General features: G+C 72.6%; 25 protein-coding genes. 14 read left to right on the top strand and 11 right to left on the bottom strand.

From position 1 onward, the window contains the following. Positions 1-183: 183 nt before the first annotated feature. A complete protein-coding gene (locus ABEA81_RS39415; RefSeq protein WP_345612708.1) occupies positions 184-1,116 on the bottom strand; it encodes an aldo/keto reductase in 933 nt (310 codons plus the stop codon). Positions 1,117-1,313: 197 nt separating this feature from the next. Here ABEA81_RS39415 and groES point away from each other — a divergent pair, with 197 nt between their 5' ends. From groES to ABEA81_RS39380, 7 genes are all read left to right on the top strand, one after another. Then, positions 1,314-1,604 (top strand): co-chaperone GroES, encoded by a 291-nt coding sequence (gene groES / locus ABEA81_RS39410; RefSeq protein WP_345612706.1) that lies wholly within the window; start codon positions 1,314-1,316, stop codon positions 1,602-1,604. A 90-nt stretch (positions 1,605-1,694) separates the two neighbouring features. Continuing rightward, positions 1,695-3,317, top strand: coding sequence for a chaperonin GroEL (groL, locus tag ABEA81_RS39405; protein WP_345612704.1), 1,623 nt, complete (start codon positions 1,695-1,697; stop codon positions 3,315-3,317). Between the two features lie 101 nt (positions 3,318-3,418). Further along, a complete protein-coding gene (locus tag ABEA81_RS39400; protein WP_345612702.1) occupies positions 3,419-4,360 on the top strand; it encodes a MerR family transcriptional regulator in 942 nt (313 codons plus the stop codon). Further along, positions 4,357-5,298: a hypothetical protein gene (locus ABEA81_RS39395; RefSeq protein ID WP_345612700.1), complete on the top strand. Its 942-nt coding sequence runs from the start codon at positions 4,357-4,359 to the stop codon at positions 5,296-5,298. The genes ABEA81_RS39400 and ABEA81_RS39395 overlap by 4 nt, the downstream gene beginning before the upstream one ends. Positions 5,299-5,464: 166 nt before the next feature. Beyond that, positions 5,465-6,061 (top strand): response regulator transcription factor, encoded by a 597-nt coding sequence (locus ABEA81_RS39390; protein ID WP_075942692.1) that lies wholly within the window; start codon positions 5,465-5,467, stop codon positions 6,059-6,061. Between the two features lie 514 nt (positions 6,062-6,575). After that, positions 6,576-7,148, top strand: coding sequence for a sigma-70 family RNA polymerase sigma factor (locus tag ABEA81_RS39385; RefSeq protein WP_345612698.1), 573 nt, complete (start codon positions 6,576-6,578; stop codon positions 7,146-7,148). A gap of 87 nt (positions 7,149-7,235) precedes the next feature. Continuing rightward, positions 7,236-8,318, top strand: a complete 1,083-nt coding sequence (locus ABEA81_RS39380; protein WP_345612696.1) for an anti-sigma-D factor RsdA — start codon at positions 7,236-7,238, stop codon at positions 8,316-8,318. A 67-nt stretch (positions 8,319-8,385) separates the two neighbouring features. Here ABEA81_RS39380 and ABEA81_RS39375 read toward each other — a convergent pair whose 3' ends face one another. Then, complete coding sequence (locus tag ABEA81_RS39375; protein WP_345612694.1) at positions 8,386-8,772, bottom strand: DUF5319 domain-containing protein; 387 nt, start codon at positions 8,770-8,772, stop codon at positions 8,386-8,388. A gap of 185 nt (positions 8,773-8,957) precedes the next feature. On the opposite strand from ABEA81_RS39375, the gene guaB reads away from it, so the two are divergent. Continuing rightward, positions 8,958-10,469 carry an IMP dehydrogenase gene (guaB, locus tag ABEA81_RS39370; RefSeq protein ID WP_345612751.1) on the top strand — a complete coding sequence of 504 codons (1,512 nt, stop codon included), beginning with the start codon at positions 8,958-8,960 and terminating at the stop codon, positions 10,467-10,469. A gap of 23 nt (positions 10,470-10,492) precedes the next feature. Then, positions 10,493-11,617: a GuaB3 family IMP dehydrogenase-related protein gene (locus tag ABEA81_RS39365; protein ID WP_345612692.1), complete on the top strand. Its 1,125-nt coding sequence runs from the start codon at positions 10,493-10,495 to the stop codon at positions 11,615-11,617. Here the strand turns inward: ABEA81_RS39365 and ABEA81_RS42875 are convergent. Beyond that, the gene (locus tag ABEA81_RS42875) at positions 11,566-11,814 is read right to left on the bottom strand and encodes a DUF559 domain-containing protein (RefSeq protein WP_425570854.1); all 249 of its coding nucleotides are present in this window, start codon (positions 11,812-11,814) and stop codon (positions 11,566-11,568) included. The genes ABEA81_RS39365 and ABEA81_RS42875 overlap by 52 nt on opposite strands. 105 nt (positions 11,815-11,919) lie before the next feature. After that, positions 11,920-12,744 carry an SAM-dependent methyltransferase gene (locus tag ABEA81_RS39360; RefSeq protein WP_345612690.1) on the bottom strand — a complete coding sequence of 275 codons (825 nt, stop codon included), beginning with the start codon at positions 12,742-12,744 and terminating at the stop codon, positions 11,920-11,922. A 105-nt stretch (positions 12,745-12,849) separates the two neighbouring features. Between ABEA81_RS39360 and guaA the strand changes: the two genes are divergently transcribed. Then, complete coding sequence (guaA, locus tag ABEA81_RS39355; protein WP_345612688.1) at positions 12,850-14,397, top strand: glutamine-hydrolyzing GMP synthase; 1,548 nt, start codon at positions 12,850-12,852, stop codon at positions 14,395-14,397. A 66-nt stretch (positions 14,398-14,463) separates the two neighbouring features. On the opposite strand, the gene ABEA81_RS39350 is transcribed toward guaA, so the two are convergent. Both ABEA81_RS39350 and ABEA81_RS39345 read right to left on the bottom strand, forming a co-directional pair. Further along, complete coding sequence (locus ABEA81_RS39350; RefSeq protein WP_345612686.1) at positions 14,464-14,676, bottom strand: hypothetical protein; 213 nt, start codon at positions 14,674-14,676, stop codon at positions 14,464-14,466. Continuing rightward, positions 14,669-15,898, bottom strand: coding sequence for a PspC domain-containing protein (locus tag ABEA81_RS39345; protein WP_345612684.1), 1,230 nt, complete (start codon positions 15,896-15,898; stop codon positions 14,669-14,671). The genes ABEA81_RS39350 and ABEA81_RS39345 overlap by 8 nt, the downstream gene beginning before the upstream one ends. A 110-nt stretch (positions 15,899-16,008) precedes the next feature. On the opposite strand from ABEA81_RS39345, the gene ABEA81_RS39340 reads away from it, so the two are divergent. After that, the gene (locus tag ABEA81_RS39340) at positions 16,009-17,340 is read left to right on the top strand and encodes an ATP-binding protein (protein ID WP_345612682.1); all 1,332 of its coding nucleotides are present in this window, start codon (positions 16,009-16,011) and stop codon (positions 17,338-17,340) included. Continuing rightward, a complete protein-coding gene (locus ABEA81_RS39335) occupies positions 17,337-18,008 on the top strand; it encodes a response regulator (protein ID WP_142106547.1) in 672 nt (223 codons plus the stop codon). The genes ABEA81_RS39340 and ABEA81_RS39335 overlap by 4 nt, the downstream gene beginning before the upstream one ends. A gap of 30 nt (positions 18,009-18,038) precedes the next feature. On the opposite strand, the gene ABEA81_RS39330 is transcribed toward ABEA81_RS39335, so the two are convergent. The 3 genes from ABEA81_RS39330 to ABEA81_RS39320 form a co-directional block, all read right to left on the bottom strand. Continuing rightward, entirely contained in the window at positions 18,039-19,130 is a 1,092-nt protein-coding gene (locus ABEA81_RS39330; RefSeq protein WP_345612679.1) for a hypothetical protein, read from the bottom strand. 320 nt (positions 19,131-19,450) lie between these two features. Further along, on the bottom strand, positions 19,451-19,771 hold the full coding sequence (locus ABEA81_RS39325; RefSeq protein ID WP_345612677.1) for a hypothetical protein: 321 nt from the start codon (positions 19,769-19,771) through the stop codon (positions 19,451-19,453). A gap of 56 nt (positions 19,772-19,827) precedes the next feature. Then, a complete protein-coding gene (locus ABEA81_RS39320; protein ID WP_345612749.1) occupies positions 19,828-20,121 on the bottom strand; it encodes a chorismate mutase in 294 nt (97 codons plus the stop codon). Positions 20,122-20,334: 213 nt separating this feature from the next. On the opposite strand from ABEA81_RS39320, the gene pcrA reads away from it, so the two are divergent. After that, positions 20,335-22,665, top strand: coding sequence for a DNA helicase PcrA (gene pcrA / locus ABEA81_RS39315; RefSeq protein ID WP_345612675.1), 2,331 nt, complete (start codon positions 20,335-20,337; stop codon positions 22,663-22,665). A 177-nt stretch (positions 22,666-22,842) separates the two neighbouring features. Here the strand turns inward: pcrA and ABEA81_RS39310 are convergent, their stop codons facing one another. Continuing rightward, complete coding sequence (locus ABEA81_RS39310) at positions 22,843-23,553, bottom strand: M23 family metallopeptidase (RefSeq protein WP_345612673.1); 711 nt, start codon at positions 23,551-23,553, stop codon at positions 22,843-22,845. Between the two features lie 289 nt (positions 23,554-23,842). After that, positions 23,843-24,847: an esterase/lipase family protein gene (locus ABEA81_RS39305; RefSeq protein ID WP_345612671.1), complete on the bottom strand. Its 1,005-nt coding sequence runs from the start codon at positions 24,845-24,847 to the stop codon at positions 23,843-23,845. A gap of 191 nt (positions 24,848-25,038) precedes the next feature. Between ABEA81_RS39305 and ABEA81_RS39300 the strand changes: the two genes are divergently transcribed. Further along, positions 25,039-25,810: ATP-grasp domain-containing protein (locus ABEA81_RS39300; protein WP_345612669.1), on the top strand; the 772-nt coding region annotated here is incomplete at its 3' end.

The raw sequence follows: 25,810 nt of genomic DNA, 5'->3' as shown, positions 1-25,810 counted from the left end.
GCCGGCCGGTGTGGCGCTGGTGCAGCGCGCGTGGGTCCGCCCGCTCACCTGGACGTCGGCATGGTGGCTGCGCCTTCCCCGGCGAGCCCCCCGCCTTGCTTCGCCGCGGCGGTGGCTCCCCGGAAGTGCGTTTGGGCCGGCACAACACGGCAGTGAGGCCACCATGCCGGCGCCCCGCACCGGCTACTCCGCGACGCGGGACAGCAGGCGCACCTCGTCGTCCGTCAGCTGCAGCTCCAGCATCGGCAGCAGGGCGGCGAGCTGCTCGGGGGTCCGCGCGCTCGCGATCGGCGCAGTGACGGTCGGCTGGGCGGCGAGCCATGCCAGTGCGACGGCCGGCACCGGGACCCCGTGGCCCGCGGCGATCTCGTCCAACACCGCGAGCACGGCGCGGCCGCGGTCGTCGAGGTAGGCGAGCGCCCCCTCGGAGCGCTCGCTCTCGACCTGCGTGTCGGGCCGGTACTTGCCGGTGAGGAAGCCCTTCGCGAGCGCGTAGTACGGCATGCAGGCCAGGCCCTCGCTCGCGACGAGCGGGGCGAGCGCGTTCTCGTACTCCTCGCGCTCCACGAGGTTGTAGTGCGGCTGCAGCGCCACGTAGGGGGCGAGGCCGTCCCGGGCGGAGATCTCCAGGGCCGATCGCAGCCGCTCGGCGGTGAAGTTGGAGGCGCCGAGCGCACGCACCTTGCCCGCCTTCACGAGCGCATCGAACGCGTCGGCGGTCTCCTCCTGCGGGACGTCGGGGTCGTCGCGGTGGGCGTAGTAGAGGTCGATGTGGTCGGTGCGCAGCCGCCGGAGCGAGTCGTCCACGGCCTCGGCGATGTTCTTCGCGGAGAGCCCCTTGCGCTGCGGCCACGAGCCCACCTTCGTGGCGACGACGACGTCGTCGCGGTTGCCGCGGGAGGCCATCCACTCCCCGATGAGCGCCTCGGACTCGCCGCCCGAGTTGCCCGGGGCGCGCCAGAAATAGGAGTCGGCCGTGTCGACGAAGTTCCCGCCTGCCGCGACGTACGCGTCGAGCACGGCGAAGGACGTATCGCGGTCGGCCGTCCAGCCGAAGACGTTGCCGCCGAGGCACAACCGGGTGACGTCGAGGTCGCTCGAGCCGATCTTCACCATGGTTCGCAAGCCTACGAGCAGCAGCGACGGGACGCAGACGCGGTTGGGGTGCCGCCGTTGAGCGTTGGCACTCTCATGGGTAGAGTGCCAACGGAACGGCCCGGGCGTTCCGGCACCCGCGACGACGGGGCGCCCGCGCGCTGTCCACCAGAACCCATTCAGCGAGTGCACGCACCCCAGGAAGGGGAGGTCATCAAGTGGCGAACATCAAGCCGCTCGAGGACAAGATCGTCGTCCAGGCCAGCGAGGCCGAGACCACCACCGCGTCGGGGATCGTCATCCCGGACACGGCCAAGGAGAAGCCCCAGGAGGGCAAGGTCCTCGCAGTGGGGCCGGGTCGCGTCGACGACAACGGCAACCGGATCCCGCTCGACGTGAACGTCGGCGACGTCGTCATCTACTCGAAGTACGGCGGCACCGAGGTCAAGTACAACGGCGAGGAGTACCTCATCCTCTCCGCCCGCGACGTGCTCGCGGTCGTCAACTGACCCACCTCGTATCGCCGCCGCCCCGGTGGTCCCTCGACCGAGCGGGCCGCCGGGGCGGTGGCGTGTTCAGCTGAGAAGAGAGAGGCAGGCATGCCGAAGCAGATCAGCTTCGACGAGACGGCGCGCCGCGCGCTGGAGCGCGGGGTGAACCAGCTGGCCGACGCGGTCAAGGTCACCCTCGGTCCGCGCGGCCGCCACGTCGTGCTGGACAAGAAGTTCGGTGGGCCGACCGTCACCAACGACGGCGTCACCATCGCACGTGAGATCGACCTGGAAGACCCGTTCGAGAACCTGGGCGCCCAGCTCGCGAAGACCGTCGCCACCAAGACCAACGACGTGGCGGGCGACGGCACCACCACCGCCACCGTGCTGGCCCAGGCGATGGTGGCCGCAGGTCTGCGCAACGTCGCGGCCGGCGCCAACCCGACCGCCCTCGGCAAGGGCATCTCGCTCGCCGCCGAGAAGGTGGCCGAGGTGCTCAAGGAGAAGGCCATCCCGGTCGAGGGGAAGGCCATCGCGCAGGTCGGCACCATCGCCTCCCGCGAGGAGGAGATCGGCGCGCTGATCAGCGAGGCGCTGTCGAAGGTCGGCACCGATGGTGTCATCACCGTCGAGGAGGGCTCCACGCTCGCCACCGAGCTGGAGATCACCGAGGGCCTGCAGTTCGACAAGGGCTACCTCTCGCCGTACTTCGTCACCGACGCCGAGTCGATGGAGGCGGTGCTCGAGGACGCCTACGTCCTGCTGCACCAGGAGAAGATCGGCGCGATCGCCGACCTGCTCCCGCTGCTGGAGAAGGTGCTCGGCGAGGGCAAGCCGCTCCTGATCGTGGCCGAGGACGTCGAGGGCGAGGCGCTGTCCACCCTCGTGGTCAACTCGATCCGCAAGACGGTCAAGGTCGCCGCGGTCAAGTCGCCGTTCTTCGGTGACCGCCGCAAGGCGTTCATGGACGACCTCGCGATCGCCACCGGCGGCACGGTCATCAAGCCGGAGGTCGGGCTGAAGCTGGCCGAGGCCGGGCTGGACCTGCTGGGCCGGGTCCGCCGCGTCGTCGTCACGAAGGACACCACCACCCTCGTCGAGGGCGCGGGTGCCAAGGACGCCATCGACGGACGCATCGCCCAGCTGAAGCGCGAGATCGAGGAGACCGACTCCGACTGGGACCGCGAGAAGCTGCAGGAGCGGCTCGCGAAGCTCTCCGGCGGCGTCGCCGTCATCAAGGCCGGTGCCGCCACCGAGACCGCCCTCAAGGAGCGCAAGCACCGCATCGAGGACGCCGTCTCGGCCACGCGTGCCGCGGTCGAGGAGGGCATCGTCCCCGGCGGTGGGTCCGCGCTGGTCCAGGCGGCCAAGTCCTTGGAGGGCGGCCTCGACCTCACCGGTGACGAGGCCACCGGCGTCGCCATCGTGCAGCGCGCGCTGTCCGCGCCGCTCTTCTGGATCGCCGCCAACGGCGGCCAGGAGGGCGCGGTCGTCGTCGGCCGGGTCGCGCAGCAGGAGTGGGGTCAGGGCTTCAACGCCGCCACCGTCACCTACGGCGACCTGCTCGCCGACGGCGTGATCGACCCGGTCAAGGTCACCCGGTCCGCCGTGGTGAACGCGGCGTCGATCGCCCGGATGGTGCTCACCACCGAGAGCTCGGTCGTCGACAAGCCGGAGCCGCCGGCGCCCGCGGCCGGGGGTCACGGCCACGGTCACGGCCACGGCCACTGAGCGATTCCCCACCGACGAACGGCACCCTCGCCCGCGAGGGTGCCGTTCGTCCGTATAGGGCCCGCTTGCCCCGGCCCCGAAGCGGCGTCGACGATGGGGCGGTGGCCCATACCGCGCACGTGCCGGGGCTCACGGTGGCTGCCACGGCGCGCCGGCTCGGGGTTGCCCCCGGCACGCTCCGCACCTGGGACCGCCGCTACGGGATCGGCCCGAGCGATCACGCGCCCGGACGCCACCGCCGCTACTCCACCGCCGACGTCGCCCGCCTCGAGCTCATGCAGCGGGCTCTCGTGCGCGGGGTGTCCCCGGCCGACGCGGCGCGCTACGCGCTGTCCGTCCCGGAGCCCGAACGCGCGCCGCACCACGCGGGCCCCGAGGCGGGCGATGGACGCCCCCGGGCCGGCGGGCGCGTGCTGCCGCTGCCCGGCGCGGACGGCCGCGCCCGCGGCCTGGGCCGGGCCGCGTCCGCCCTCGACTCCGTGGCGGTGTCGGACCTGCTCGCCGAGTCGGTGCGCTGTGCCGGGGTCGAGACCACGTGGGACGAGGTCGTGCGGCCGGTCCTCGGGGCCGTCGGTGCCCGGTGGGCCGACACGGCCACCGGCGTGGAGGTCGAGCACCTCGTCACCGCGTGCGTGAGCGCCGTCTTCGGGTCGCTGCTGGGCGGAGCGGGGGACGGCGCACGTGGTGTGCGTCCCGTGCTGCTCGCGGCGGTGCCGGGAGAACAGCACACGCTGCCCATCCTCGCGCTCGCCGCCGCGCTGCGCGTGCACGGCGTCGCCCACCGGTACCTCGGAGCGGACCTGCCGGCCGACGCGCTCGCGGCGGCGGCCCGGCGCACGGCCCCGGTCGCGGTGGTGCTCTGGTCGCTGATGCCGGAGACCGCCGACCCGGGGATGCTCACCACGATGCCCCGCACGCGCCCCCGCTGCCGCACCTTCGCCGCGGGCCCCGGGTGGGTGGGCACCGCGCTCCCGCAGCGCACCGGGCGGTTGACGTCGCTCGGCACGGCCGTCGCGACGATCAGCGCCGCCGTGCTCCTGTGACGCCGGACCTCCGCGCCGCGGCGTTCGGCGCTCAGCCGGACGCCGCCGTGCGCGTGCGGCCCGGGATGTCGGCCGCCGACCGGTGGCTGGTGGCCGTGACCCTCGGCGGCCAGGGCCGGTACGCCGCGGCCGCCACCGTCCTCGAGGACCTGGTGACCGCGCCGCGGGTGCCGCCCGCGGTCACCGCCCACGCCGCCGTCACGCTGGCGGCGCACCGCCGCCAGCTCGGTGGGCACGCCACGGCCCGCCGCCTCGATGCACTGGGCCTGCGGCTCGCGACCGCGGTGCGCCCGGGCCCGCTCGACGCCGACGGCACCGACGCGCGCGCCGCCCGCGTCGACGCGTTGGTCGGGCTGGCCGCCGACGCGGTCGGCTCGGGCGCGGTGGGCCATGCGCAGCGGCTGCTCGACGCCGCGGCCGACGCGATGCGCGGGCACCCGGCATGGCGTCCGGCCGCCCGGCTGTGCTGGGTGCGCGCGGAGCTGGCGCTCCTGCGCGGCGACGCGGCGGCGGCCGTCGCACCGTCCCGCACCGCCCTCGAGCTCGCGACGGCTGGTGGATCGGCGCGGCACGTGGTCAAGTCGCGGATCATCCACGCCGTCGCGGGGGCGGTCGCGGGCGGTGACGCCGCCGCGGCGATCGCCGAGCTCGACGCCGCGGCTGATCATGCCGACCGGGCCGGGCTGCTGTCCCTCGTCTGGCCCGCCCGGTACGCCGCAGCGGACCTCTCGGAAGAGGCCCCGAACGGAGTCTGGACAGCAAACGACTCGGCCGCCCGAACGGCGCAGCGGTCGGTGAACGGCCGGCCGAGCGACGCGCCACGCCGACGACACGCCGGGACCGCCACGCTGAGCGTCATCCTGCGGCGATGTGACCCGGTTGGGAGGCGCCTGATGAGGGAGGGTCTGGGCCTCCCTGCTCGGCTCCCGGTAACCTAACTACTCCGTTCGGTCCTACGTCACCCACATGACGAGTGCCACTTGGCGCAACACTCCCGAATGGAGGGCACAAACCGGCCCTGATCGTGTCAAGGTGAGCTTGTCACCCGCCGATGAGGGGGGTGACACATCACCCGGCTGCAGGAAGCTGCAGGAAGGAATCGTCGTGACGACGGTACTCATCTGCGACGATCGTCGCAGCGTCCGCGAAGGCCTGACCCGCGTGATGTCCGCGGTGCCGGGGGTGCACCGGATCGATTGCGTTGCGCATGGGGACGAGTTGCTGGCGAGGTTCTCCCGGCAGCCGGTGGACGTGGTTCTGGTCGGTACCCAGCGTGCGGTGCCCACCGGGGTCGAGGCCACGCGGCGGCTGGTCGCCGCCCACCCGCAGGCCAACGTCATCGTCTTCGGCGCCCCCGACGACGCGGGCAGCATCGCTGCCGCGATCGCCGGTGGAGCGCGCGGCTACCTCCGTTGGGACGCCTCGCGTCCCGAGCTGGTGGCTGCGCTCGCCCACACGCTGGCGAGCACGGCCGTGCCGACGCCCCGTGCCCCCACCGACCCCGGCGTGCAGCTCACCGAGCGCGAGCTCCAGGTGCTGCGCGGCATGAGCCAGGGCAAGAGCAACGGCCAGATCGGTCGCGAGCTCTACCTGTCGGAGGACACGGTGAAGACCCACGCCCGTCGGCTGTTCCGCAAGCTCGGCGTGCGTGACCGGGCCCAGGCGGTCGCCCACGGCTTCCGCAGGGGTCTCGTCTCCTGACGTCCGGCTCCACCGAGCCGGACCCGACGAGCGCGGGGAGCGGCGCCTCGGTGCGCCGTTCCCGCTCGCGCTCTGCGCTCCGGCGGTTCGGGCCCGCTGACGGGCCATCCGGCCCCTCCAGCGCTCCTCCGCTCGTCCCCCCTCCGGCGTGCCTCCCGGCAGATGGGCCTCGGCAGGCCGAGGATCCCCCTCATGCCTGCTCCAGCGGGCGTCGTCGTCCGCTCCTCCGACCCACCACGCCGCCGCTCGCGCTCCGTGAGCGACCATGCGGCCCTCACCCCGCGGTGTCGTACCCCGCGGCGGTTCGGCACCCGATCGGGTGGTCATCATCCTGATTCGGCAACCCGGTGTCCCGTTCGTGCGTCTACCTCTGCAGACGAAGTAGCCCATCCCGGTCCGCCGAGCGGCTTCGCTACGGTGGTCCGCAATGAGGCACGGTTGAACACTCTCCGTGGTCAGCCTCACGAACGGATGATGCCGAACATGTTCCGTAACGCGCGAACCACGGTCCGCGATGAGTGAGCAGACAGACGTACCCGACGAACTGGTGGCCCGCGCCATGACGGGCGACCCCCAGGCCGTCGGGGCCGTGATTGCCCTCATCCGGCCCATGGTCGTGCGCTACTGCCGGGCACGCCTGGGCCGAGTGGACAGGTCGTCGGTCTCCGCCGACGACGTTGCGCAGGAGGTGTGTTTGGCCGTGCTCACGGCCTTGCCCGGGTACCGAGTGCAGGGACGCCCGTTCCTCGCATTCGTGTACGGGATCGCCTCCCACAAGGTGATCGACGCACACCGGGCGGCCACCCGGAACCGGTCGGAACCGGTCGCGGACATCCCCGACGCGGTCGAGTCGGCCGACGGACCGGAGCAGCGCGCGCTGCGGATCGAGTTGTCGAGCGAGATGGGAAAACTGCTCGACACGCTCCCCGAGAAGCAGCGGGAGATCCTCGTGCTGCGCGTGGTCGTCGGCCTCTCGGCCGAGGAGACGGCGGAGGCCGTCGGCTCCACGCCGGGAGCGGTCCGGGTGGCGCAGCACAGGGCGCTCGCGCGCCTGAGGAAGTCGATGCCCGAGGAGGAGGTGGTCTGAGTGCCCGACGACACGCGCCACCCCTTCGGCGGTTACAACGGCCACGGTGGAAGTCACAACGGCACCAACGGGTCGCGGCCTCATCAGATGGAGGCGCAACCGGTGGCCTTCGACGAGCTCTCCGAGCCGGTCGACCTGGTCGCCGTGCAGGCCGACGACGAGCTCATCAACGCGCTCGCCGCCGGGATGTCCGTGTCGGCGCCGGGCGTCGGGGGCTATGACGCCGACGATCGCGTCGCCGCGATCCTCGCCGCGTGGAAGGCCGACGTCGACGCCGATCCGATCCCGGAGCTCGTCGACGTCGACACGGCCGTGTCCACGGTGCGCGCCGCACGGCCCCCGTCCGGGCGCATCCGGCATCTGGTCCCCGTCGCGGCGGCAGCCGCGTTCCTGGTGCTCGCGATCGGCGGGGTGTCGGTCAGCTCCTACAACGCCCAGCCGGACGACGCCCTGTGGGGCATCTCCAAGGTGCTCTACAGCGAGCGCGCCGAGTCGGTGGAGGCGGCGGCACGAGTCGAGGAGCGGATCGACAACGCCAAGGACGCGCTCTCCGCCGGGCAGCCGGTGCTCGCCGCGCGGGAGCTCGCGCAGGCCCAGAAGGACCTCGCGGCAGTGCGTCCCCAGGAGGGGCAGAGCGAGCTCGCGGAGGCGCAGGACTTCCTCCGGGCGAAGGCCGCCGAGACCCCCGAGGGCAAGAAGGTGAACCCGGCGTCGCCGCTCGCCACCCAGCCCTCCCGTGAGGTGCCGGAGAGCGTGCGGGAGCCGCGGCCGTCGAACTCCGAGGACGCCGACGCCACCACCGAGGAACCGGACTCCTCGTCCGCCACCCCGGAGGGTGAGCCGGGCCCCGAGGTCGCCAGGACACCCGACGACCCCACCGGCACCGGCACCACCCACCCCACCGCCGACCCGCGTCGCGCGGTCGCTCCCGAACAGGGGAGCTCGACGCCCACGAGCAGCCCGAGCAGCCCCGCGCCCGGCAACGGGCACGGGGAGGGCAAGCCGGACACGCCGACGAGCGGGAACAACCCGCCGGCCACCTCGGAGGGCAGGCCCGACCCCACCACGTCACCGGCGCCGCCGCCGCGCGGCGACGAGGGCGGGGGCGACTCGCCCGACCCCAGTGGCCCGAGCGCTTCCGGGGAGGAAGCCCCGGCCACCGGCAACTGACGCGAACACGACGAAGCCCCCCGATCCCAACGGATCGGGGGGCTTCGTCGTGTGGTCGGTGCTGGTGTCAGGAGTCGGACAGCACCGCGTCGGCGTAACCGCGGCAGTACTCCCAGGTGACGTAGTTCGTCGGGTCGGGGTCGAAGGCCGGCTCGTGCGGGCGCATCTGGCCCTCGTCGAGCAACTGCTGGAGGCTGGAGCGCAACAGGCTCCACTCGTGGAAGTGCTGCTCGCCGCAGTCACCGCAGTCGACGACGATGCCGCGCACGCCGCGTGCCTCCAGGAGAGCCTGGTAGACCGCGAGATCGGCGAGGTCGGCCACGACCTCGTCGCGCTCGGCCTCGCTCAGCGAATCCTGTTCGACGGTCTCCGGGCGGTCGAGCGACAGCGCGGGGTCGTGCGGATCCCCGGCGAACGGGTCCGGTGGCAGCGCATCACGTGACACGGAACTCACGATACTCGCACGTGAGACGCTCCGACTCCACCGCACGGCGATCGCCGGTACCAGCGGGTGATCACGCCCGGGGCAACGGCGTGGATCGGTGTGGGCGGGGCCTCCCACGACCCGCGCGGCCGGCGGGACACCCGCAGATACGATGGGTGGGAGGGGTCGTGAAGGGGCGAGACGGGATGGTGGCGATGACGACCGAGGCCGCGAGCCGGGAACTGGCCCCCAAGTTCGCGATGCTGGGCCTGACCTTCGACGACGTGCTGTTGCTACCCGCGGAGTCGGACGTCGTGCCGAGTGCGGCCGACACGAGCACGCAGGTCACCCGGCGCGTCCGGTTGAAGGTGCCGATCGTGTCCTCGCCGATGGACACGGTCACCGAGTCACGGATGGCGATCGCGATGGCCCGGGCCGGCGGGCTGGGGGTGCTGCACCGCAACCTGTCGCCGGAGGAGCAGGCCGCGCAGGCCGAGGTCGTGAAGCGGTCGGAGGCCGGGATGGTCACCGACCCGGTCACGTGCTCGCCCGACGACACGCTGGCCGACGTCGATGCGCTGTGCGCCAAGTTCCGGATCTCCGGTGTGCCGGTCACCGACGCGGCCGGGCACCTGGTCGGGATCATCACGAACCGGGACATGCGGTTCGAGATGGACCACTCGCGCCCGGTCCACGAGGTGATGACCCACGCGCCGTTGATCACGGCGCGGGTCGGCGTCACCGCCGAGGCCGCGCTCGGGCTGCTGCGCCGCCACAAGCTGGAGAAGCTGCCGATCATCGACGGCGACGGCATCCTGCGCGGGCTCATCACCATCAAGGACTTCAACAAGACGGAGAAGTACCCCCTCGCCACGAAGGACCCGGACGGGCGCCTCGTGGTCGCGGCCGCGGTGGGCGTCGGTGACGACGGGTACGCGCGCGCGATGAACCTGGTCGACGCCGGGGTCGACGTGCTGATCGTCGACACCGCCCACGGCCACTCCCGCCGGGTGCTGGAGACCGTCGCCAAGCTCAGGGCCGAGGTCGGGCACAACGTCGACGTGGTCGGCGGCAACGTCGCCACCCGGGCGGGTGCCGCGGCTCTCGTCGAGGCCGGTGCGGACGCGGTGAAGGTCGGGGTGGGCCCCGGGTCGATCTGCACCACGCGCGTGGTGGCCGGCGTCGGCGCACCGCAGATCACCGCCATCTACGAGGCCACGCAGGCGTGCGCCCCGGCGGGTGTGCCGGTGATCGGCGACGGCGGCATCCAGTACTCGGGGGACATCACCAAGGCGATCGTCGCCGGCGCGTCCACGGTGATGCTGGGGAGCCTGCTCGCGGGCACGGCGGAGTCCCCGGGTGAGGTGGTCCTCGTCGGCGGCAAGCAGTTCAAGACCTACCGCGGCATGGGCTCGATCGGGGCGATGCGCTCGCGCGGCGACGCCCGTTCGTACTCGAAGGACCGCTACGCCCAGGACGACGTGCTGAGCGAGGACAAGCTCGTGCCGGAGGGCATCGAGGGCCGCATCCCGTTCCGCGGGCCGCTCGCGCAGGTGGTGCACCAGCTGGTCGGCGGGCTGCGCTCCGGGATGGGCTACGCAGGCGCCCAGACGATCGAGCAGCTCCAGCAGGCCCAGCTCGTGCGGATCACGGCCGCGGGGCTCAAGGAGAGCCACCCGCACGACATCACCATGACGGTCGAGGCGCCCAACTACTCCGCCCGCTGAACGGCTCTCTAGGCTGGTCACCCGTGCGTGACCTCGTGGAGATCGGGATGGGCCGGGAGGCCCGTCGTAGCTACGACCTGACCCAGGTCGAGATCGTGCCGTCCCGGCGGACGCGGAGCTCCCAGGAGGTCTCGACCGCCTGGCAGCTCGACGCGTACCACTTCGGGATCCCCCTCGTCACCCATCCCACCGACGCGATCGTGTCGCCCGCCACCGCGGCGCGGATCGGCGGGCTGGGTGGGCTCGCGGTGCTCAACGCGGAGGGCCTGTGGGCCCGCCACGCCGACGCCGAGGGGGCGCTGGAGCAGGTCGTCACCGCCGCGGACGACGACGACCCGCTCGCCGCCGTCCGGCTGCTGCAGGAGCTGCACTCCGCCCCGATCCAGCCCGCGCTGCTCACCGAGGCGCTCAAGACCATGCGCGAGGCCGGCGTCACCGTCGCCGCCCGGGTGAGCCCGCAGCACGCCCGCGAGCTCACTCCCGACCTGCTCGCAGGCGGCGTCGAGATCCTGTTCGTGCAGGGCACGATCATCTCCGCCGAGCATGTGTCCGGCGGGGAGCCGCTCAACCTCAAGGAGTTCATCAACTCCCTCGACGTCCCCGTGGTCGCGGGTGGGTGCGGCGACTACCGCACGGCGATGCACCTCATGCGCACCGGCGCGGCCGGCGTGATCGTCGGGTACGGCGAGTCGTCGGCCACCACAACCGACGACGTCCTCGGCATCGGCGTGCCCATGGCCACCGCGATCGTCGACGCCGCCGCGGCCCGCCGCGACTACCTCGACGAGACCGGTGGCCGGTACGTCCACGTGATCGCCGACGGGGGCATGGCGGGGTCCGGTGACATGGCCAAGGCGATCGCCTGCGGCGCCGACGCCGTGATGCTGGGCGAGCAGCTCGCCGGCGCGGCCGAGAGCCCCGGCCGCGGCCTGTACTGGACGTCGGCGGTGGCGCACCCGTCGCTCCCGCGCTCGGAGATCACCGGCTTCCTCCAGGGCGAGATCGACCTGGAGACCCTGCTCTTCGGCCCGACCCGCAGCCCGTACGGCACCGTCAACCTCTTCGGCGCCCTCCGGCGGGCGATGGCGAAGACGGGCTACTCGGACCTGAAGGAGTTCCAGCGCGTCGGGCTGACCGTCCGCGGCTGACCCGCCGATGATCGCGTCGGGTCGTGCCGCAGCGTCGTGCGGACCCGGGCCGCCACCAGGTCCGGGTGCCGGATGATGAGGTAGGCCCCGAAGCGCAGCATGGTCCAGCCCGCAGCCGTGACGTACGCCTCGCGCTCCACGTCGCGCCGCGCGCGATCGGGGTCGAGGTGGTCGCGCCCGTTGTACTCGACCGCGATGCGGGCTACGGGCCTCGCCGAGCGGGGTGCGGCGGGCGCTCTGGTGGGAACGTCCCGGTGCTGCTCGTGACGATCACCGCCCCTGGCAGTGGGCCGACGGCGTGGTCAGGGCTTCCGGGCGACGGCGCCCGTGGTCTCCGGAAGGGGCACGACGCTTCCGATGTCGGTGGGGTCGGGCCGCCATTCGGTGATGGACACCACGCCCGGTTCGACCATCTCCATGCCTTCGAAGTAGCTGCGGATCTGCTCGATGGGCTGCGGGATGTAGGGCACCGCTCCCGTCGACTTGTAGTTCTCGCACAGGGTGACGAAGTCGGGGTTGAGGTCGTTGGAGTCGTTCACGGCGAGGTAGCTGCCCGGGGGCACGGCGTCCATGATGTGCGCCACGACCTCACGTGCGGCGTCGAAGCTGCGTGCGTGACCGAGCACGCCCATGAACAGGACCGCGATCGGCTTCTCGAAGTCGAGGACCTCACGGGCACCGGAGATGATCAACTCCGGGTGGTGGTAGTCCGCGTCGATGTACGTGGTCACGCCGTCAGGGCTGGTGTTGGTCAGCAACGCGCGCGCGTGTGCCAGCACGATCGGGTCGTTGTCCACGTAGACGATCCGCGACTCCGGCGCGATCGACTGGGCGATCTCGTGGGTGTTCTGCATGGTGGGCAGGCCGGTGCCCACGTCGAGGAACTGCCGGATACCGGCCTCGCCGGCCAGGAACCGCACGACGCGGATGAGGAACTGCCGCGACTGCTTGGCGACCGTGGCCATGTCGAACAGCTGCAGTGCGGCGTCACCGGCTTCCCAGTCGGCCTTGTAGTTGTCCTTGCCGCCCAGCCAGTAGTTCCAGATGCGGGCAGCGCCCGGGATGTCGGGCCTGATCCGGTGGTTCGGTTCCTGGTCGTCCCGCACGTCCACCACGTGGAAGCTCACCCCTGAGTTCTCGTCCCGCCTGGGCCTCGCCCGACGGAGGGTACGCCATTCGTGGTTGCCGTCACCCCGGCCACGGCGAGGCGAACCGGCATTTACGCTGGACCCGTGCAGCCCCCCACCGTCCTCGTCGTCGACTACGGCGCGCAGTACGCCCAGCTCATCGCCCGCCGGGTACGGGAGGCGCAGGTCTACTCGGAGATCGTGCCGGGGGACCTGCCGGTGGCCGAGATCGTCGCCCGCAAGCCCGCGGCGCTGATCCTCTCCGGCGGGCCGTCGAGCGTGTACGAGCCGGGGGCGCCGGCCGTCGACCCCGAGCTGTTCCGCACCGGCATCCCGGTGCTGGGGCTGTGCTACGGGTTCCAGGCGATGGCGCGGGCGCTCGGTGGGGAGGTGGCGCCGGACGGCACCCGCGAGTACGGCCGCACCGAGCTCTCGCTGTGCGGGGGCAGCGTCCTGCACGACGGGCTGCCGGAGCGGCACCCGGTGTGGATGAGCCACGGCGACTCGGTCGTGCGCGCCCCGGAGGGTTTCACGGTCACGGCCTCGTCGGAGCGCGCGGCGGTGGCGGCGTTCGAGGACCCGGTGCGGCGGCTGGCCGGGGTGCAGTACCACCCCGAGGTCGGGCACTCCCCGCACGGGCAGGAGGTGTTGCGCCGGTTCCTGCACGAGGTCGCGGGCATCACGCCGGGCTGGACCACGTCCTCGATCATCGACGACACGATCGACGCCGTGCGCGCCCAGGTCGGGGACGGGCGGGCGATCTGCGGCCTCTCCGGCGGGGTCGACTCGGCGGTCGCGGCTGCCCTCGTGCAGCGCGCCATCGGCGAGCGGCTCACGTGCGTGTTCGTCGACCACGGCCTGCTGCGGTCCGGCGAGCGCGAGCAGGTGGAGCGCGACTTCGTGGCCGCCACGGGCGCGAAGCTGCACACGGTGGACGCCCGGGGCCGCTTCCTCGACGCCCTCGCCGGGGTCAGCGACCCCGAGGAGAAGCGCAAGATCATCGGCCGCGAGTTCATCCGGGTCTTCGAGGCCGCCACCGCCGACGTCGCCGCGGAGGAGCACGTCGGCTTCCTCGTCCAGGGCACGCTCTACCCGGACGTCGTCGAGTCCGGCGGCGGGTCCGGCACGGCCACGATCAAGAGCCATCACAACGTCGGCGGGCTGCCGGACGACCTCGAGTTCGAGCTGGTGGAGCCGCTGCGGGCGCTGTTCAAGGACGAGGTGCGCCGCGTGGGCGCCGAGCTGGGCCTGCCCGAGACGATCGTGCACCGCCAGCCGTTCCCCGGGCCCGGCCTCGGCATCCGGATCATCGGTGAGGTCACGGCCGACCGGCTGGCCACGCTGCGGGCCGCCGACGCGATCGCCCGCGAGGAGCTCACCTACGCGGGGCTCGACCGCGACATCTGGCAGTGCCCGGTGGTGCTGCTGGCCGACGTCCGCAGCGTCGGCGTCCAGGGCGACGGGCGCACCTACGGCCACCCCGTGGTCCTGCGCCCCGTCTCCAGCGAGGACGCGATGACCGCCGACTGGACGCGGCTCCCGTACGACCTGCTCGAGCGCATCTCCACGCGCATCACCAACGAGGTGGCCGAGGTCAACCGGGTGGTCCTGGACGTCACGAGCAAGCCGCCGGGCACCATCGAGTGGGAATAGCCGTGAGTGGCTACGAGTGCTCCGGCACTCGTAGCCACTCACGGCCTGTGTTGGGACGGCCTTCTGCTAGCGGCGGCGTCCCCGCAGGCTCCCCACGAGCAGCAGCAGCCCGATCACGGCCGCACCCGCCGCCAGCAGCCACCTGGCGTCGAGGCCGGCGAGCGACGGCACCTCGCCGACGAACGCGCTCGCGGCCATCCCCAGCGTGAGGAGCCCGACGACCAGCGCCAGCGGGTCGGGCCCGCGCCTGCGCGTTTCCTTCTTCACCAGCTCAGCCACGGCGCACCTCCACGTCAGCCAGACCTGCATCGATGTCGATCGCGAGCGGGCGCCCGCTGCGCACGCCGTCGGTGCCGAGGTCGTCGATCACCTGCACGTGCGCGTCCGGCCCGTCGTCCTCGAGGCGGTCGAACCGGACGTCACCGAGCCCGGCCCGCGCGGTGACGGTGACGTCGGCCGCGGGCGGCACCCGAACCGTCACGTCGCCCGCGCCCATCGAGATCCGGGTGCGCACCGGGCTCGTGTTCCCGTCCGGCGGCACGGCGAGGTCGAGGTTGCGCAGGTCGAGGTCGATCTCGCCGGCCCCGCGCTCGTAGCTGGGCTGCAGCGCCGCGACCGTGGTGGGTGCGGCGACCAGCTCGCCGTAACCATCGCCCTGCCAGCGGTCCAGCGGGGCAGCCACGAGAGCCCAGGTGAGCGCGCTCAGCAGCAGCGCGAACGGGATGAGGCCGCGCCCGGTGCGCAGGAACGCCCCCACGACCAGGCCGGCGCCGAGCACCGCGAGCACGACGCCGCACAGCACGTCGAGGTTCGCGAGGGTCAGCATGCCCCCGAGCATCATGATCACCGCCGTGGCGCTGCCCGCGATCAGCGCGACGCCGAGCGTCACCGGTGTGACCGGCAGCCTGCGGGGCGGTGGCTCGGCCGGAGGGGGCGACGGCTCCGGCAGGTCCCATGCGAAGGGCGCGGCGCCGAGCGGGTCCCACGCCGGCGGGGCCACCGGCGGCTCGGTGCTGCCGGCCGCACCGGTGCCGTCCGCCACGGGCGACGGGCCGGGCGCGGTCATCGGGGTGGCGACCGTGGGCGCGTCCGCCGTCCGCGTGGCGCGATCGCCGCGGCTGCGGTGCAGCAGGTACAGCAGCGCGGCCACCACCAGCAGCGGCAGGATCACGTCCGGGCCGTTGCCCCCGAACACGGTGCCCATGGTGATCGCGGCGGCGATGGCCAGCGCGATGACGAGCCAGGTGCGCGGCCGCCCCGCCCGCGGGGCCGCCGGGTCGGCGGGCCCGTCGGGCAGCAGGATCCAGCCCGCGATGTAGAGGGCCGCCCCGATCCCGGAGAACGCCGCCACCACGAACCCGACCCGCACCAGGACGGGGTCGATGTCGTAGCGGCGCGCGATGCCCGCCGCGACCCCCGCCACCTGACGGCCGTCCCTCGGGCGGGCGGGGCGCGTCTCCCACATCTCCCGCAGTGTCTCGCCGACGTCCGTACGACTCATGACGCTCAGAGTGCCCGGCGCCGCGCACCCGTGGATGGGGGATGGCCCCGAGCCGTCCCGGAGGTTTCCCCGATGTCCTCCCTTCCCGCGCGTGTGACCATGGACGTGTGATGGGAGTTCCCGCGGCAGGTGCGCCGGCGCCGTTGCCTTCCGGCGCGCCGCCGCTCACCCGCAGGCGCAGCGCCCGCTTCGTGGCGGGCGTCGCGGGCGGCGTGGCCGACCACCTCGGTGTCAACGTGCTGTGGGTGCGCACCGCGTTCGTCGTGCTCGCCGCGATCAACGGTGCCGGTGTCATCGCCTACGGCCTGCTGTGGATATTCGTGCGGCAGGAGCCGGCGGAGGTGCAGCGCCCGTTCGGGCGGGCCGAGCGCCAGCAGGCCCTCGGGCTGGCCGCGCTCGGCATCGGGGCGGGGCTCGCGGCCGCGGCACTCGGCAACACCGTGGTCGGCTGGATCGTCGGCCCGCTCGGGGTGGCGGCCGTCGGCGCAGCGGTCGTGTGGCGGGAGGCCGACGAGTCGCAACGCAGGCGCTGGACCGCCGGCGCGCGATCGGGCGTCACCGGTGTGACCGGTGGTGGCCGGGCCGCGCTGTGGCGCGTGCTGGCGGGCGCGCTGTTCGTCGCCACCGGGATCGGGGTGTTCCTGTTGGGCAACCTGGACCTCTCACAGGTGCAGTTCGGGATGCTCGCGGTGCTGGCCACGCTGCTCGGGGTCGGTGTGCTGACCATCCCGTGGTGGGTGCGTCTGATGCGCGAGCTCTCCGAAGAGCGCCGCGAGCGCATCATCGAGACCGAGCGCGCCGAGATCGCTGCTCACCTGCACGACTCCGTGCTGCAGACGCTGGCGCTCATCCAGCGCCAGTCCGACCAGCCCCGCGAGGTGCTGAGGCTCGCCCGCGGCCAGGAGCGCGAGCTGCGCCACTGGTTGTACGGCCCCACCGGATACGGCCGATCCGGGCGTGCGTCCGGTGATCCCGCGCTCTCGGAGGGGCTCGCCGACGCGATCACCACCGCCGCCGCCGAGGTGGAGGACACGTACGCGATCGACGTGCGGCCGGTCGTCGTCGGCGACCGCCCCCTCGACGACGGGCTCCGCGCGCTCGTGCTCGCCGCCCGCGAGGCGATGGTCAACGCCGCCAAGCACGCGCAGGTGGGCGAGGTCAGCGTCTACGTCGAGGTCGAGCCGGAGGAGGTGCACGTCTTCGTGCGCGACCGCGGTGTCGGCTTCGACCCCGATACCGTCCCGGGCGACCGCCACGGCCTGGCCGACTCGGTGCACGGCAGGATGGAGCGGCACGGCGGCGCCGTGCGGCTGCGCAGCACGCCCGGTGAGGGCACCGAGGTGCACCTCTCCATGACCCTCGAGGGGCCGGCCGACGGGCACACCGCCGAGCAGGACGAACCCGCACCCCCGGTGCGGGCGCAGGAGGAATCCAACACATGACCACTGAATCGACCGACGCGCCCATCCGCGTCTTCCTGGTCGACGACCACGGCCTCTTCCGGTCCGGGGTGCGCGCCGAGCTCGACCGGCACGTCCCGGACGTCACCGTGGTGGGCGAGGCGGGCTCGGTCGACGAGGCCGTGGCCGCCATCCGGCACCTGCGTCCCGACGTGGTGCTGCTGGACGTCCACATGCCGGACGGCGGTGGCGCCGAGGTGCTGCGGCAGCTGCGCCCCGAGCTCCCGGACGTGGTGTTCCTGGCGCTGTCGGTCTCGGACGCCGCGGAGGACGTCATCGCGGTCATCCGTGCGGGCGCCCGCGGCTACGTCACGAAGACGATCTCCGGCCGGGAGCTCGCCGACGCAGTGCGGCGGGTGAAGTCGGGTGACGCGGTGTTCTCGCCACGGCTGGCCGGCTTCGTGCTGGACGTGTTCTCCGACCGGCCCGGCGCCGCCCCGCCGGGCGACCCGGAGCTGGACCTGCTCACCCGCCGGGAGCGCGACGTGCTGCGCCTGCTCGCGCGTGGTTACGCGTACAAGGAGATCGCGGGAGAGCTGTTCATCTCGGTCAAGACGGTGGAGACCCACGTCTCGAGCGTGCTGCGCAAGACCCAGCTGTCGAACCGCTACGAGCTCTCGCGGTGGGCGTCGGACCGGCGCCTCGTCTAGGAGGACACCGGTCCGACGCCGGCGACGGCGTCAGCCGAGCAGGCCACCGACGGTGTCGCTGACGGTGTCGACGAGGCCACCATCGCCGTCGTCGTCACCACCGTCGTCGCTGTCGCTGCCCTCGGAGTCGTCGCTGTCGCCGCTCTTGGCGTCGCTACCGGACTCCGAGTCGTCCTCGTCTTGGGGAGCGGACGAGTCTTCTTCACCTTCATCGGCGGAGAGGAGGCGCATGGACCGGGAGTCCTTGTCGTCGTCCTCGTCGCCGTCGTTCTTGCTGTTGCTCTTCTTGCTGTCGCTCTCGTCGTCGTCATCGCCGAGGCCGAGCACGCCACCGACGGTGTCGACGAGCCCACCGACGAGGCCGTGGTCGCCGTCGTCGTCGGAGTCGTCGTCGTTCGAGCTGCCGGAGTCGTGGCGGGCGTCGGAGTCGCGGCTCGAACCGCCGGCCGAGCTGCCGCTCGACGACGAGTCGCTGCTGCTGGACGACCTGGCGGTCTTGTCGTCGTCGTCGGAGGAGGCGAGCGAGCCCGACTTGCCGTCGTCGCCGGAGCTTCCGCTGGAACCGCCACCGTCGGTGCCGCCGCCGTCGGTGCCGCCGGTGTCCTCGGTGCCGGTGCCGCCGCCGGCCAGTGCACCGGGGAAGGCCACCGGGACCCAGTCGGACGGGGCGGGGGTGCCGGGGTCGAGCGGGTCGCGCGCCGCGGCCTGGTCGATCATGACGCTGTCCGGGGGCGCGGCGACCGGGCCCTCGGGGTCGAGCAGACCCTGGCCGGGGTATGGGGCGTCGTCCTCGGCGCCGCCGGGTGCCGGGGTCTGGTTGGCGGTGGGGGTGACGTCGGTGAGCAGCGCGGCCCCGAGGACGGAGCCCGCGGCCAGGAGCGTGCCCGCGGCGATGGCGCCGCGGCGCACCAGGACGCTCCGGTCGGAGCCGCCCTCGTCGTCACGCGCGGCCTGCTGGCGGGGGCGGGGCTGCAGCGGGCGGTCGGCGGCGCGAGGAGCGCGGCCCTCGCGCCGCAGGAGGGCGCCGACGGAGATGCCCTCGGTGTCCGGCTCGATGTCCGGGTCGGCCTCTCTGAACGGAGCGGGCGCGTTGCGGCTCAGCAGGTCGGCAACGGTGATCACTTCCGTCGCAGGTGCATCTGATCCATCGCGGTACAGGATCTGAGCCACAGCGAGACGTCCTCCCTTGGAGTGAACGGACGCTCGAATGTCTACCGGATGCCGATGACGGGTACCAAGTGTCATTCATCCGCTCGTCGCACGTCACACGAATGGTCTATTTCCGCTCAACGATGATTACCGACCGCTCGGCCGACCGGGCTGCCGCCCGGCGATTCGCTGATCCGCTCGTCGGGCCCGTACCGCCGCTCGACCAGTGAGCGCGCTGCGGTGGGTGGAGCGCGTCGTGATCTTCCCGAGATCGGGAGATCGACGGTTTTCGATCAGGGCAGGGCGCGGAAACGCGAGCGGGTGGAGTCGAGCGCCTGCTTGGCGTAGATGCCGGCACCACCGCCGAGCAGCAGCCCGACGAGATCGATCGGCACCGAGTTGCCTGCGGTGAGCAGCAGCCCGAGCAGCGCGACGCCCGCCGTGCCGCCCGCGACCTTCCACCGGCTGTTCACGTAGTCGGTGGTGGTGCCGCCGGACAGCCCCTTCTTCTTCGCCGCGTTGCCGAGCAACGCCAGGTAGCCGACGTGCCCGAGCGCGACGACCAGGCCGACCAGGGCGATCACTGCTGCAACGATCCCGAACACCGCACCCATGGCACCAGAGTGCCACGGAACGGGGGCTCGTGCGCCCGCGATCGCGCGTATCCGGCTCAGGCGCCGCCGAGGCGTCCCCGGCCCAGCCGCAGGAGGAGCAGTGCGAGGTCACGGCCCTCGCTGCCGAGCTCGCGGAAGCGGGCGAGCACGGCCATCTCCCGGCTGTAGACGATGCGGGGCCCACCGGCGGCCATCCGCGCCTTGCCGATGGTCCTCGACACCTCGGTGCGTCGTTTGACCAGACGCAGGATCTCCGCGTCGAGGTGGTCGATCTCGACCCGCAGGGCGGCGATGTCGGCAGCCGTGGTGTCGGCAGCGGTGGTGTCGGCGGGGGTGTTCTCACTCGTCACGGTCACGGTCTCTTCCTCGCAAAGTGCCCGGCCCGGTCCCGTGACGCGCGAACGCCCCGGGTCCGAAGGACTCCGGGGCGTCGTGGGGGCTGGTCAGCTGGCCACGGGCACCGGTGTCCGGTACCCGTAGAAAAATCGTCCGCTGATCACTGGCACCCCGGCAGTGTGCCACACCGGGGGCTGTCGGGGAGCGGCGGTACCCTTTCGAACACGATGAGTGCGCTGTTCGAACTGCCTACTGACGACCCCGTCCGGCCTCGCACGGAGCGGGGGGCGGCGCTGCTGGAAGGGCTCAACCCACGCCAGCGCGAGGCGGTGGTCCACGCCGGGTCGCCGCTCCTGATCGTCGCCGGGGCGGGCTCGGGCAAGACCCGCGTGCTCACCCACCGCATCGCGTGGCTGCTCGCCGAGCGCGGGGTGCACCCCGGCGAGATCATGTCGATCACCTTCACCAACAAGGCCGCCGCCGAGATGAAGGAGCGGGTCGACGCGCTCGTCGGCCGGCGGGCGAACGCGATGTGGGTGTCCACGTTCCACTCGATGTGCGTGCGCATCCTCCGGCGCGAGGCCAAGCACCTGGGCGTGCGCAGCGCGTTCTCCGTCTACGACGCCGACGACACGCGCCGGCTGGTCGGGCTGGTCGTGCGCGACCTGGAGCTGGATCCGAAGAAGTTCTCCGCCCGCGGGGTGGCCGCCCAGATCTCCAACCTCAAGAACGAGCTGCTGTCGGCCGACGACGCCGCCGAGCGGGCCGCCAACGACTTCGAGCGCAAGGTCGCCGAGGTCTACGCGGTGTACCAGGCCCGGCTGCACACGGCCAACGCGTTCGACTTCGACGACCTGATCATGGAGACGGTCTCGCTGCTGCAGCGGCTGCCGGCCGTGGCGGAGTACTACCGGCGGCGGTTCCGGCACGTGCTCGTCGACGAGTACCAGGACACCAACCACGCCCAGTACGTGCTGGTGCGCGAGCTGGTGGCGCCGGCGGCCGACGGCGTGGAGCCGGGCGAGCTGTGCGTGGTGGGCGACTCCGACCAGTCGATCTACGCGTTCCGCGGGGCGAGCATCCGCAACATCATCGAGTTCGAGCTCGACTTCCCCGACGCCCGCACGATCATGCTGGAGCAGAACTACCGCTCCACCCAGCACATCCTCTCGGCCGCCAACGCCGTCATCGCGCGCAACCCGGACCGGCGCGACAAGCGGCTGTGGTCCGACCAGGGCGACGGTGCCAAGGTGGTCGGGTACGTCGCCGACAACGAGCACGACGAGGCCGCGTTCGTCGCGCAGGAGATCGACCGGCTCGTCGATTCCGGCGAGGTCCGCAACTCGGACGTCGCCGTCTTCTACCGCACCAACTCGCAGTCGCGGGTGTTCGAGGACGTGTTCCTGCGGGTCGGGCTGCCGTACAAGGTCGTCGGCGGGGTGCGCTTCTACGAGCGCAAGGAGGTGCGTGACGCGCTGGCGTACCTGCGGGTGCTGTCCAACCCGGAGGACACCGTCAGCCTGCGCCGCATCCTCAACGTCCCCAAGCGGGGCATCGGCGAGCGCGCCGAGGAGCTGGTGGCCACCTACGCCGACCGGGAGCGCATCTCGTTCGCCGCGGCGCTGCGGATCGCGGCCGATCAGCCGGAGAAGATCCCCGGCCTGGTCACGCGCTCCCAGCGCTGCATCGCCTCGTTCGTCCGGCTGCTCGACGAGCTGAACGAGCTGGTGGAGCGCGGTGAGGAGACCGCGGAGATCCTCGAGGCCGTCTACGCGCGCACCGGCTACACGGCCGAGCTGGAGGCGAGCGACGACCCGCAGGACGGCTCGCGCCGGGAGAACCTCGCCGAGCTCGTCACGGTGGCCCGCGAGTTCGCGGGCGACGCCGCGGTGGCCGACCTGGACGACTCCGACGTGGAGGTCGGTGCGCCGGCGCCCGGCTCGCTGGCCGCATTCCTGGAGCGGGTGGCGCTGGTGGCCGACGCCGACTCCATCCCGGACAACGACGAGGGCATGGTCACGCTGATGACCCTGCACACGGCGAAGGGACTGGAGTTCCCGGTCGTGTTCCTCACCGGCTGGGAGGACGGCGTGTTCCCGCACATGCGGGCCATGGGCGACCCGGCCGAGCTGGCCGAGGAGCGGCGGCTCGCCTACGTCGGCATCACGCGCGCACAGCAGCGGCTGTACCTGTCGCGGGCGATGATCCGGTCCTCGTTCGGCCAACCCAACGCCAACCCGGCCTCGCGCTTCCTGGCCGAGGTGCCCGACGACCTGGTCGACTGGCGGCGCGCCGAGCCGGAGCGCTCGGCCCCGGTCGGGCGGTTCGGGTTCGGCCGCAGGCCCACCGCCACCGACCGCGGCAGCTGGAACGTGCCGAAGGCGGCGCTCAAGGCATCGATCTCCCTCGACGTGGGCGACCGCGTCAACCACGACAAGTACGGCCTCGGCACCGTGATCGAGTCCGACAAGGCCACCCAGCGGGTGCTGATCGACTTCGGGAGCGCGGGCACGGTGCGGCTGATGCTCATCGGCGGGGTGCCGCTGCAAAAGCTGTGAGCGGACGTGGTGGTGGCCGGCGCCGGGTTGGACGTCCTCCACGTGGGAATCGGTGACGTCGTGCTCCTGGCCGAGGTCACCTCACCAGGGAATTCCGGCAGGACCGGATCGTGAAGCACGGCGACTACGCGGAGGCGGGCTTCCCGAGGCCGACCGGTGGGCACTGGCACGCGGGCGTCAGTACTCGATCCCGCGCTTGCGCAGCCATGGGCTCGGGTTGATCTTCGTGCCGTCCGCGCTCCAGATCTCCAGGTGCAGGTGCGGGCCCGTGGAGTAGCCGCGGTTGCCGATCTCGGCGATCTTCTCGCCGGCCTTCACCCGCTCGCCCTCGTCGACGAACATCCGGTTCACGTGCCCGTACACGCTCTGCGTCCCGTCGGTGTGGCGCAGCACCACCCAGAGCCCGAAGCCGGTGGCCGGACCGGCTTCCTCGACCACGCCGTCGGTCAGGGCGTAGATCGGGGTGCCGATCGGGCCCGCGATGTCGATGCCCTGGTGCGAGGTGCCCCAGCGGCTGCCGAACAGGGACGTGAGGTGCCCGACGGCGGGCATGACGTACACGGACTCGCCGTAGAGGAACGCCTCGGGCGCGCCGCCGGCGAGGGCCGCCTCGACCTTCGCCGCCTGCTGGGCGAGCTCCCGCCCGATGTCCACGGCCTTGGCGAGGTTCTGGACGTCCACCTGGGAGGCCGGGTCGAGCGCGTCGACCGCGAGCGGGTCGGGTAGTAGCTGATCGCCTCCGATCGCCCCTTCGAGGGAGGCGGTGGTGGCGTCGGCGGGCGCGTCCTTCACCTGGGCGACGGGCTGCAGTGCAGCGACCGCGTGCGCGCTGTCGAAGAACGTCGTGGCCGCCGTCTGGCCGCCGGCCACCACCGCACCAGCGGCCACCGCGGCGACGGTCGCGCGTCCGCGCACCGACGCAGCAGGTGGCGCCGGGAGACGGTGCACGCCTGGAACGTCGACGACGCGCAGGGGCGTCGTGCGTCCCGGGTCGTCCGCCTGGGCGCCGCTGGGGGAGCGGTGGCGCGCCAAGACCTGCCCTTCTCGACTGACCGGGGTGCCGCGACCGGGCCGGGCGGCGTGGGCTGGGGATCCCGCGGTGGCGCTCGGGGACGCCTCCGGTGCCGCTGTGATCGGCCTGTGACACGGACCGACGGACGGTAGCGAGACGGGTGCGCTAGCGGCAACTCCTCGCTCGGCGTGGCGAGGTGATCGACGGAGCGTCAGGATGTGGGTCGGCCGCGGCCGCGGTGCGCGCTGAAGTAACCCGTGAGTAGGGCTGACCTGGGCAGAACGGGTGAACGTCCCGGGCCGTTCGGCCCAACACCGTGGCTACCCAATGCACCGCCCGCCCGTCGATCGGGAGCGCCAAGTGACCGACGTCACGTATTTCGAGCTCCTCGACGTCCAGGTCGGGGTGGCGGAGCCGCCCGTTGCGCTGCGGCAGGACCATCTGATCCATCCGGCTCCAGACCACGAGGAAGCGCGTGTCGCACGACGGCGCGGGCCGGGCGAGCTCGGCGATCACGTCCGACCCGGGACGGAGCTGGCGGGCGAGCGGTGTGGGGAGGAGGTGGGCGGCCAGCGTGCCGCCGTGCGGCGTACCGAGCGTGACGAGCGTGTCGACGGCGGCGGCGCCGCCCATCCGCTGCACGTAGTAGCGGGCGATCATCCCGCCGAGCGAGTGGCCGACGATGTGGATCCGCTCCGCGCCCGCGAGCTCGCGCAGCTCCTCGACCTGCTCGTGCAGGCGGTGCGCCGCCGTGCGGATGTCCCCGGTGAACACGCTGTAGTTCACGGCGTGCACGACGCCGAACCCGCGGCGTCGCAACGCACGCCGGAACACCGTGAACACCGAGCGGTTGTCCATGATCCCGTGCAACAGCAGGATCGGGGTGCCGGCAGCCTCGACATCGGTGACCACGAGGCTGCGGCGCAACGGCGGCAGCGGGTCGGTGCGATGTCCGGTGGGGGTCTCCAGCTGCGTGCGCACGAGCCCGGCGGGGTAGACGGCGAGGTGCGCGGCGAGCCACGCCCATTCCACGGCCAGACCGCGGATGCCGGCCGGGCTGCCGAACGTCCGAGCGGCGTAGGCGCCGGCGCGGGAGACGTCCACCGCAGCGGCCTGCGCCGCTCCGGCCGCTCGGGCCAGGCGGTCCACCCCTGTATGGACCGGCGCCATACGAGAACGGTAGGTGAGGATCGTCGATGCCGCCCGTTCTGGGCCGGCCGGTGCAACGCGGGCGCTGCAGGGTGACTGCCGTCACCGGACCAGGTCAGGGCGGGTGTGGGGCGCGTCGCTAGGGTCGGCGAGGCAGCGGAATCGCGGGCCGGGCGCCCGCGACGCACAGCGGAGTGGGCAGGGAGACCCGAGTGGACCTCTACGAGTACCAGGCGAAGGAGCTCTTCGCCGCGCACGGAGTGCCGGTCCTGCCGGGCCGCACGGTCGACACGGCGGAGGAGGCCGGCGCCGCCGCCGCGGAGATCGGCACTGCCGTCGTGGTGAAGGCCCAGGTGAAGACCGGCGGGCGGGGCAAGGCCGGCGGCGTGAAGCTCGCCGAGACGCCCGAGGAGGCGAAGGAGAAGGCCTCCGCGATCCTCGGCATGGACATCAAGGGCCACACGGTGCACCAGGTGCTGGTCACCGAGGCCAGCGACATCGCCGAGGAGTACTACTTCTCGTTCCTGCTGGACCGCTCGAACCGCACGTTCCTGGCGATGTGCTCCGCAGAAGGCGGCATGGAGATCGAGCAGCTCGCCGTCGAGCGGCCTGAGGCCCTCGCCCGGGTCCCGGTCGACGCGATCGCCGGGGTCGACCGCGCGAAGGCGGCCGAGATCGTGGCCCAGGGGAAGATCCCGGCCGCAGTCGCCGACCAGGCCGCGGACGTGATCGTCAAGCTGTGGGAGACCTTCGTCTCGGAGGACGCCACCCTCGTCGAGGTCAACCCGCTGGTGCGCGACCCGCAGGACAGGGTCGTGGCGCTCGACGGCAAGGTGACCCTGGACGGGAACGCGGACTTCCGCCACCCCGGGCACGCGGACCTGGTGGACCAGCGCACCGAGGACCCCCTGGAAGCCAAGGCGAAGGCGAAGGACCTCAACTACGTCAAGCTCGACGGCGAGGTCGGGATCATCGGCAACGGCG

It is taken from the genome of Pseudonocardia adelaidensis (assembly GCF_039543345.1).
In the GTDB taxonomy this organism is placed as follows: domain Bacteria; phylum Actinomycetota; class Actinomycetes; order Mycobacteriales; family Pseudonocardiaceae; genus Pseudonocardia; species Pseudonocardia adelaidensis.
The sequence above is the reverse complement of the archived record's forward strand: the minus strand, read 5'-3'. Positions and strand labels throughout refer to the sequence as shown.

What these genes read in the sequence shown, in the direction of transcription:
- ABEA81_RS39380 (WP_345612696.1), top strand. Translation starts at nt 7,236, where the DNA reads ATGGAGGCGCAACCGGTGGCCTTCGACGAGCTCTCCGAGCCGGTCGAC.
- ABEA81_RS39305 (WP_345612671.1), bottom strand. Translation starts at nt 24,847, where the DNA reads ATGGCGCCGGTCCATACAGGGGTGGACCGCCTGGCCCGAGCGGCCGGA.
- ABEA81_RS39335 (WP_142106547.1), top strand. Translation starts at nt 17,337, where the DNA reads ATGACCACTGAATCGACCGACGCGCCCATCCGCGTCTTCCTGGTCGAC.
- ABEA81_RS39340 (WP_345612682.1), top strand. Translation starts at nt 16,009, where the DNA reads ATGGGAGTTCCCGCGGCAGGTGCGCCGGCGCCGTTGCCTTCCGGCGCG.
- pcrA (WP_345612675.1), top strand. Translation starts at nt 20,335, where the DNA reads ATGAGTGCGCTGTTCGAACTGCCTACTGACGACCCCGTCCGGCCTCGC.
- groL (WP_345612704.1), top strand. Translation starts at nt 1,695, where the DNA reads ATGCCGAAGCAGATCAGCTTCGACGAGACGGCGCGCCGCGCGCTGGAG.
- ABEA81_RS39415 (WP_345612708.1), bottom strand. Translation starts at nt 1,116, where the DNA reads ATGGTGAAGATCGGCTCGAGCGACCTCGACGTCACCCGGTTGTGCCTC.
- ABEA81_RS39345 (WP_345612684.1), bottom strand. Translation starts at nt 15,898, where the DNA reads ATGAGTCGTACGGACGTCGGCGAGACACTGCGGGAGATGTGGGAGACG.
- ABEA81_RS39325 (WP_345612677.1), bottom strand. Translation starts at nt 19,771, where the DNA reads ATGGGTGCGGTGTTCGGGATCGTTGCAGCAGTGATCGCCCTGGTCGGC.
- guaB (WP_345612751.1), top strand. Translation starts at nt 8,958, where the DNA reads ATGACGACCGAGGCCGCGAGCCGGGAACTGGCCCCCAAGTTCGCGATG.
- ABEA81_RS39385 (WP_345612698.1), top strand. Translation starts at nt 6,576, where the DNA reads ATGAGTGAGCAGACAGACGTACCCGACGAACTGGTGGCCCGCGCCATG.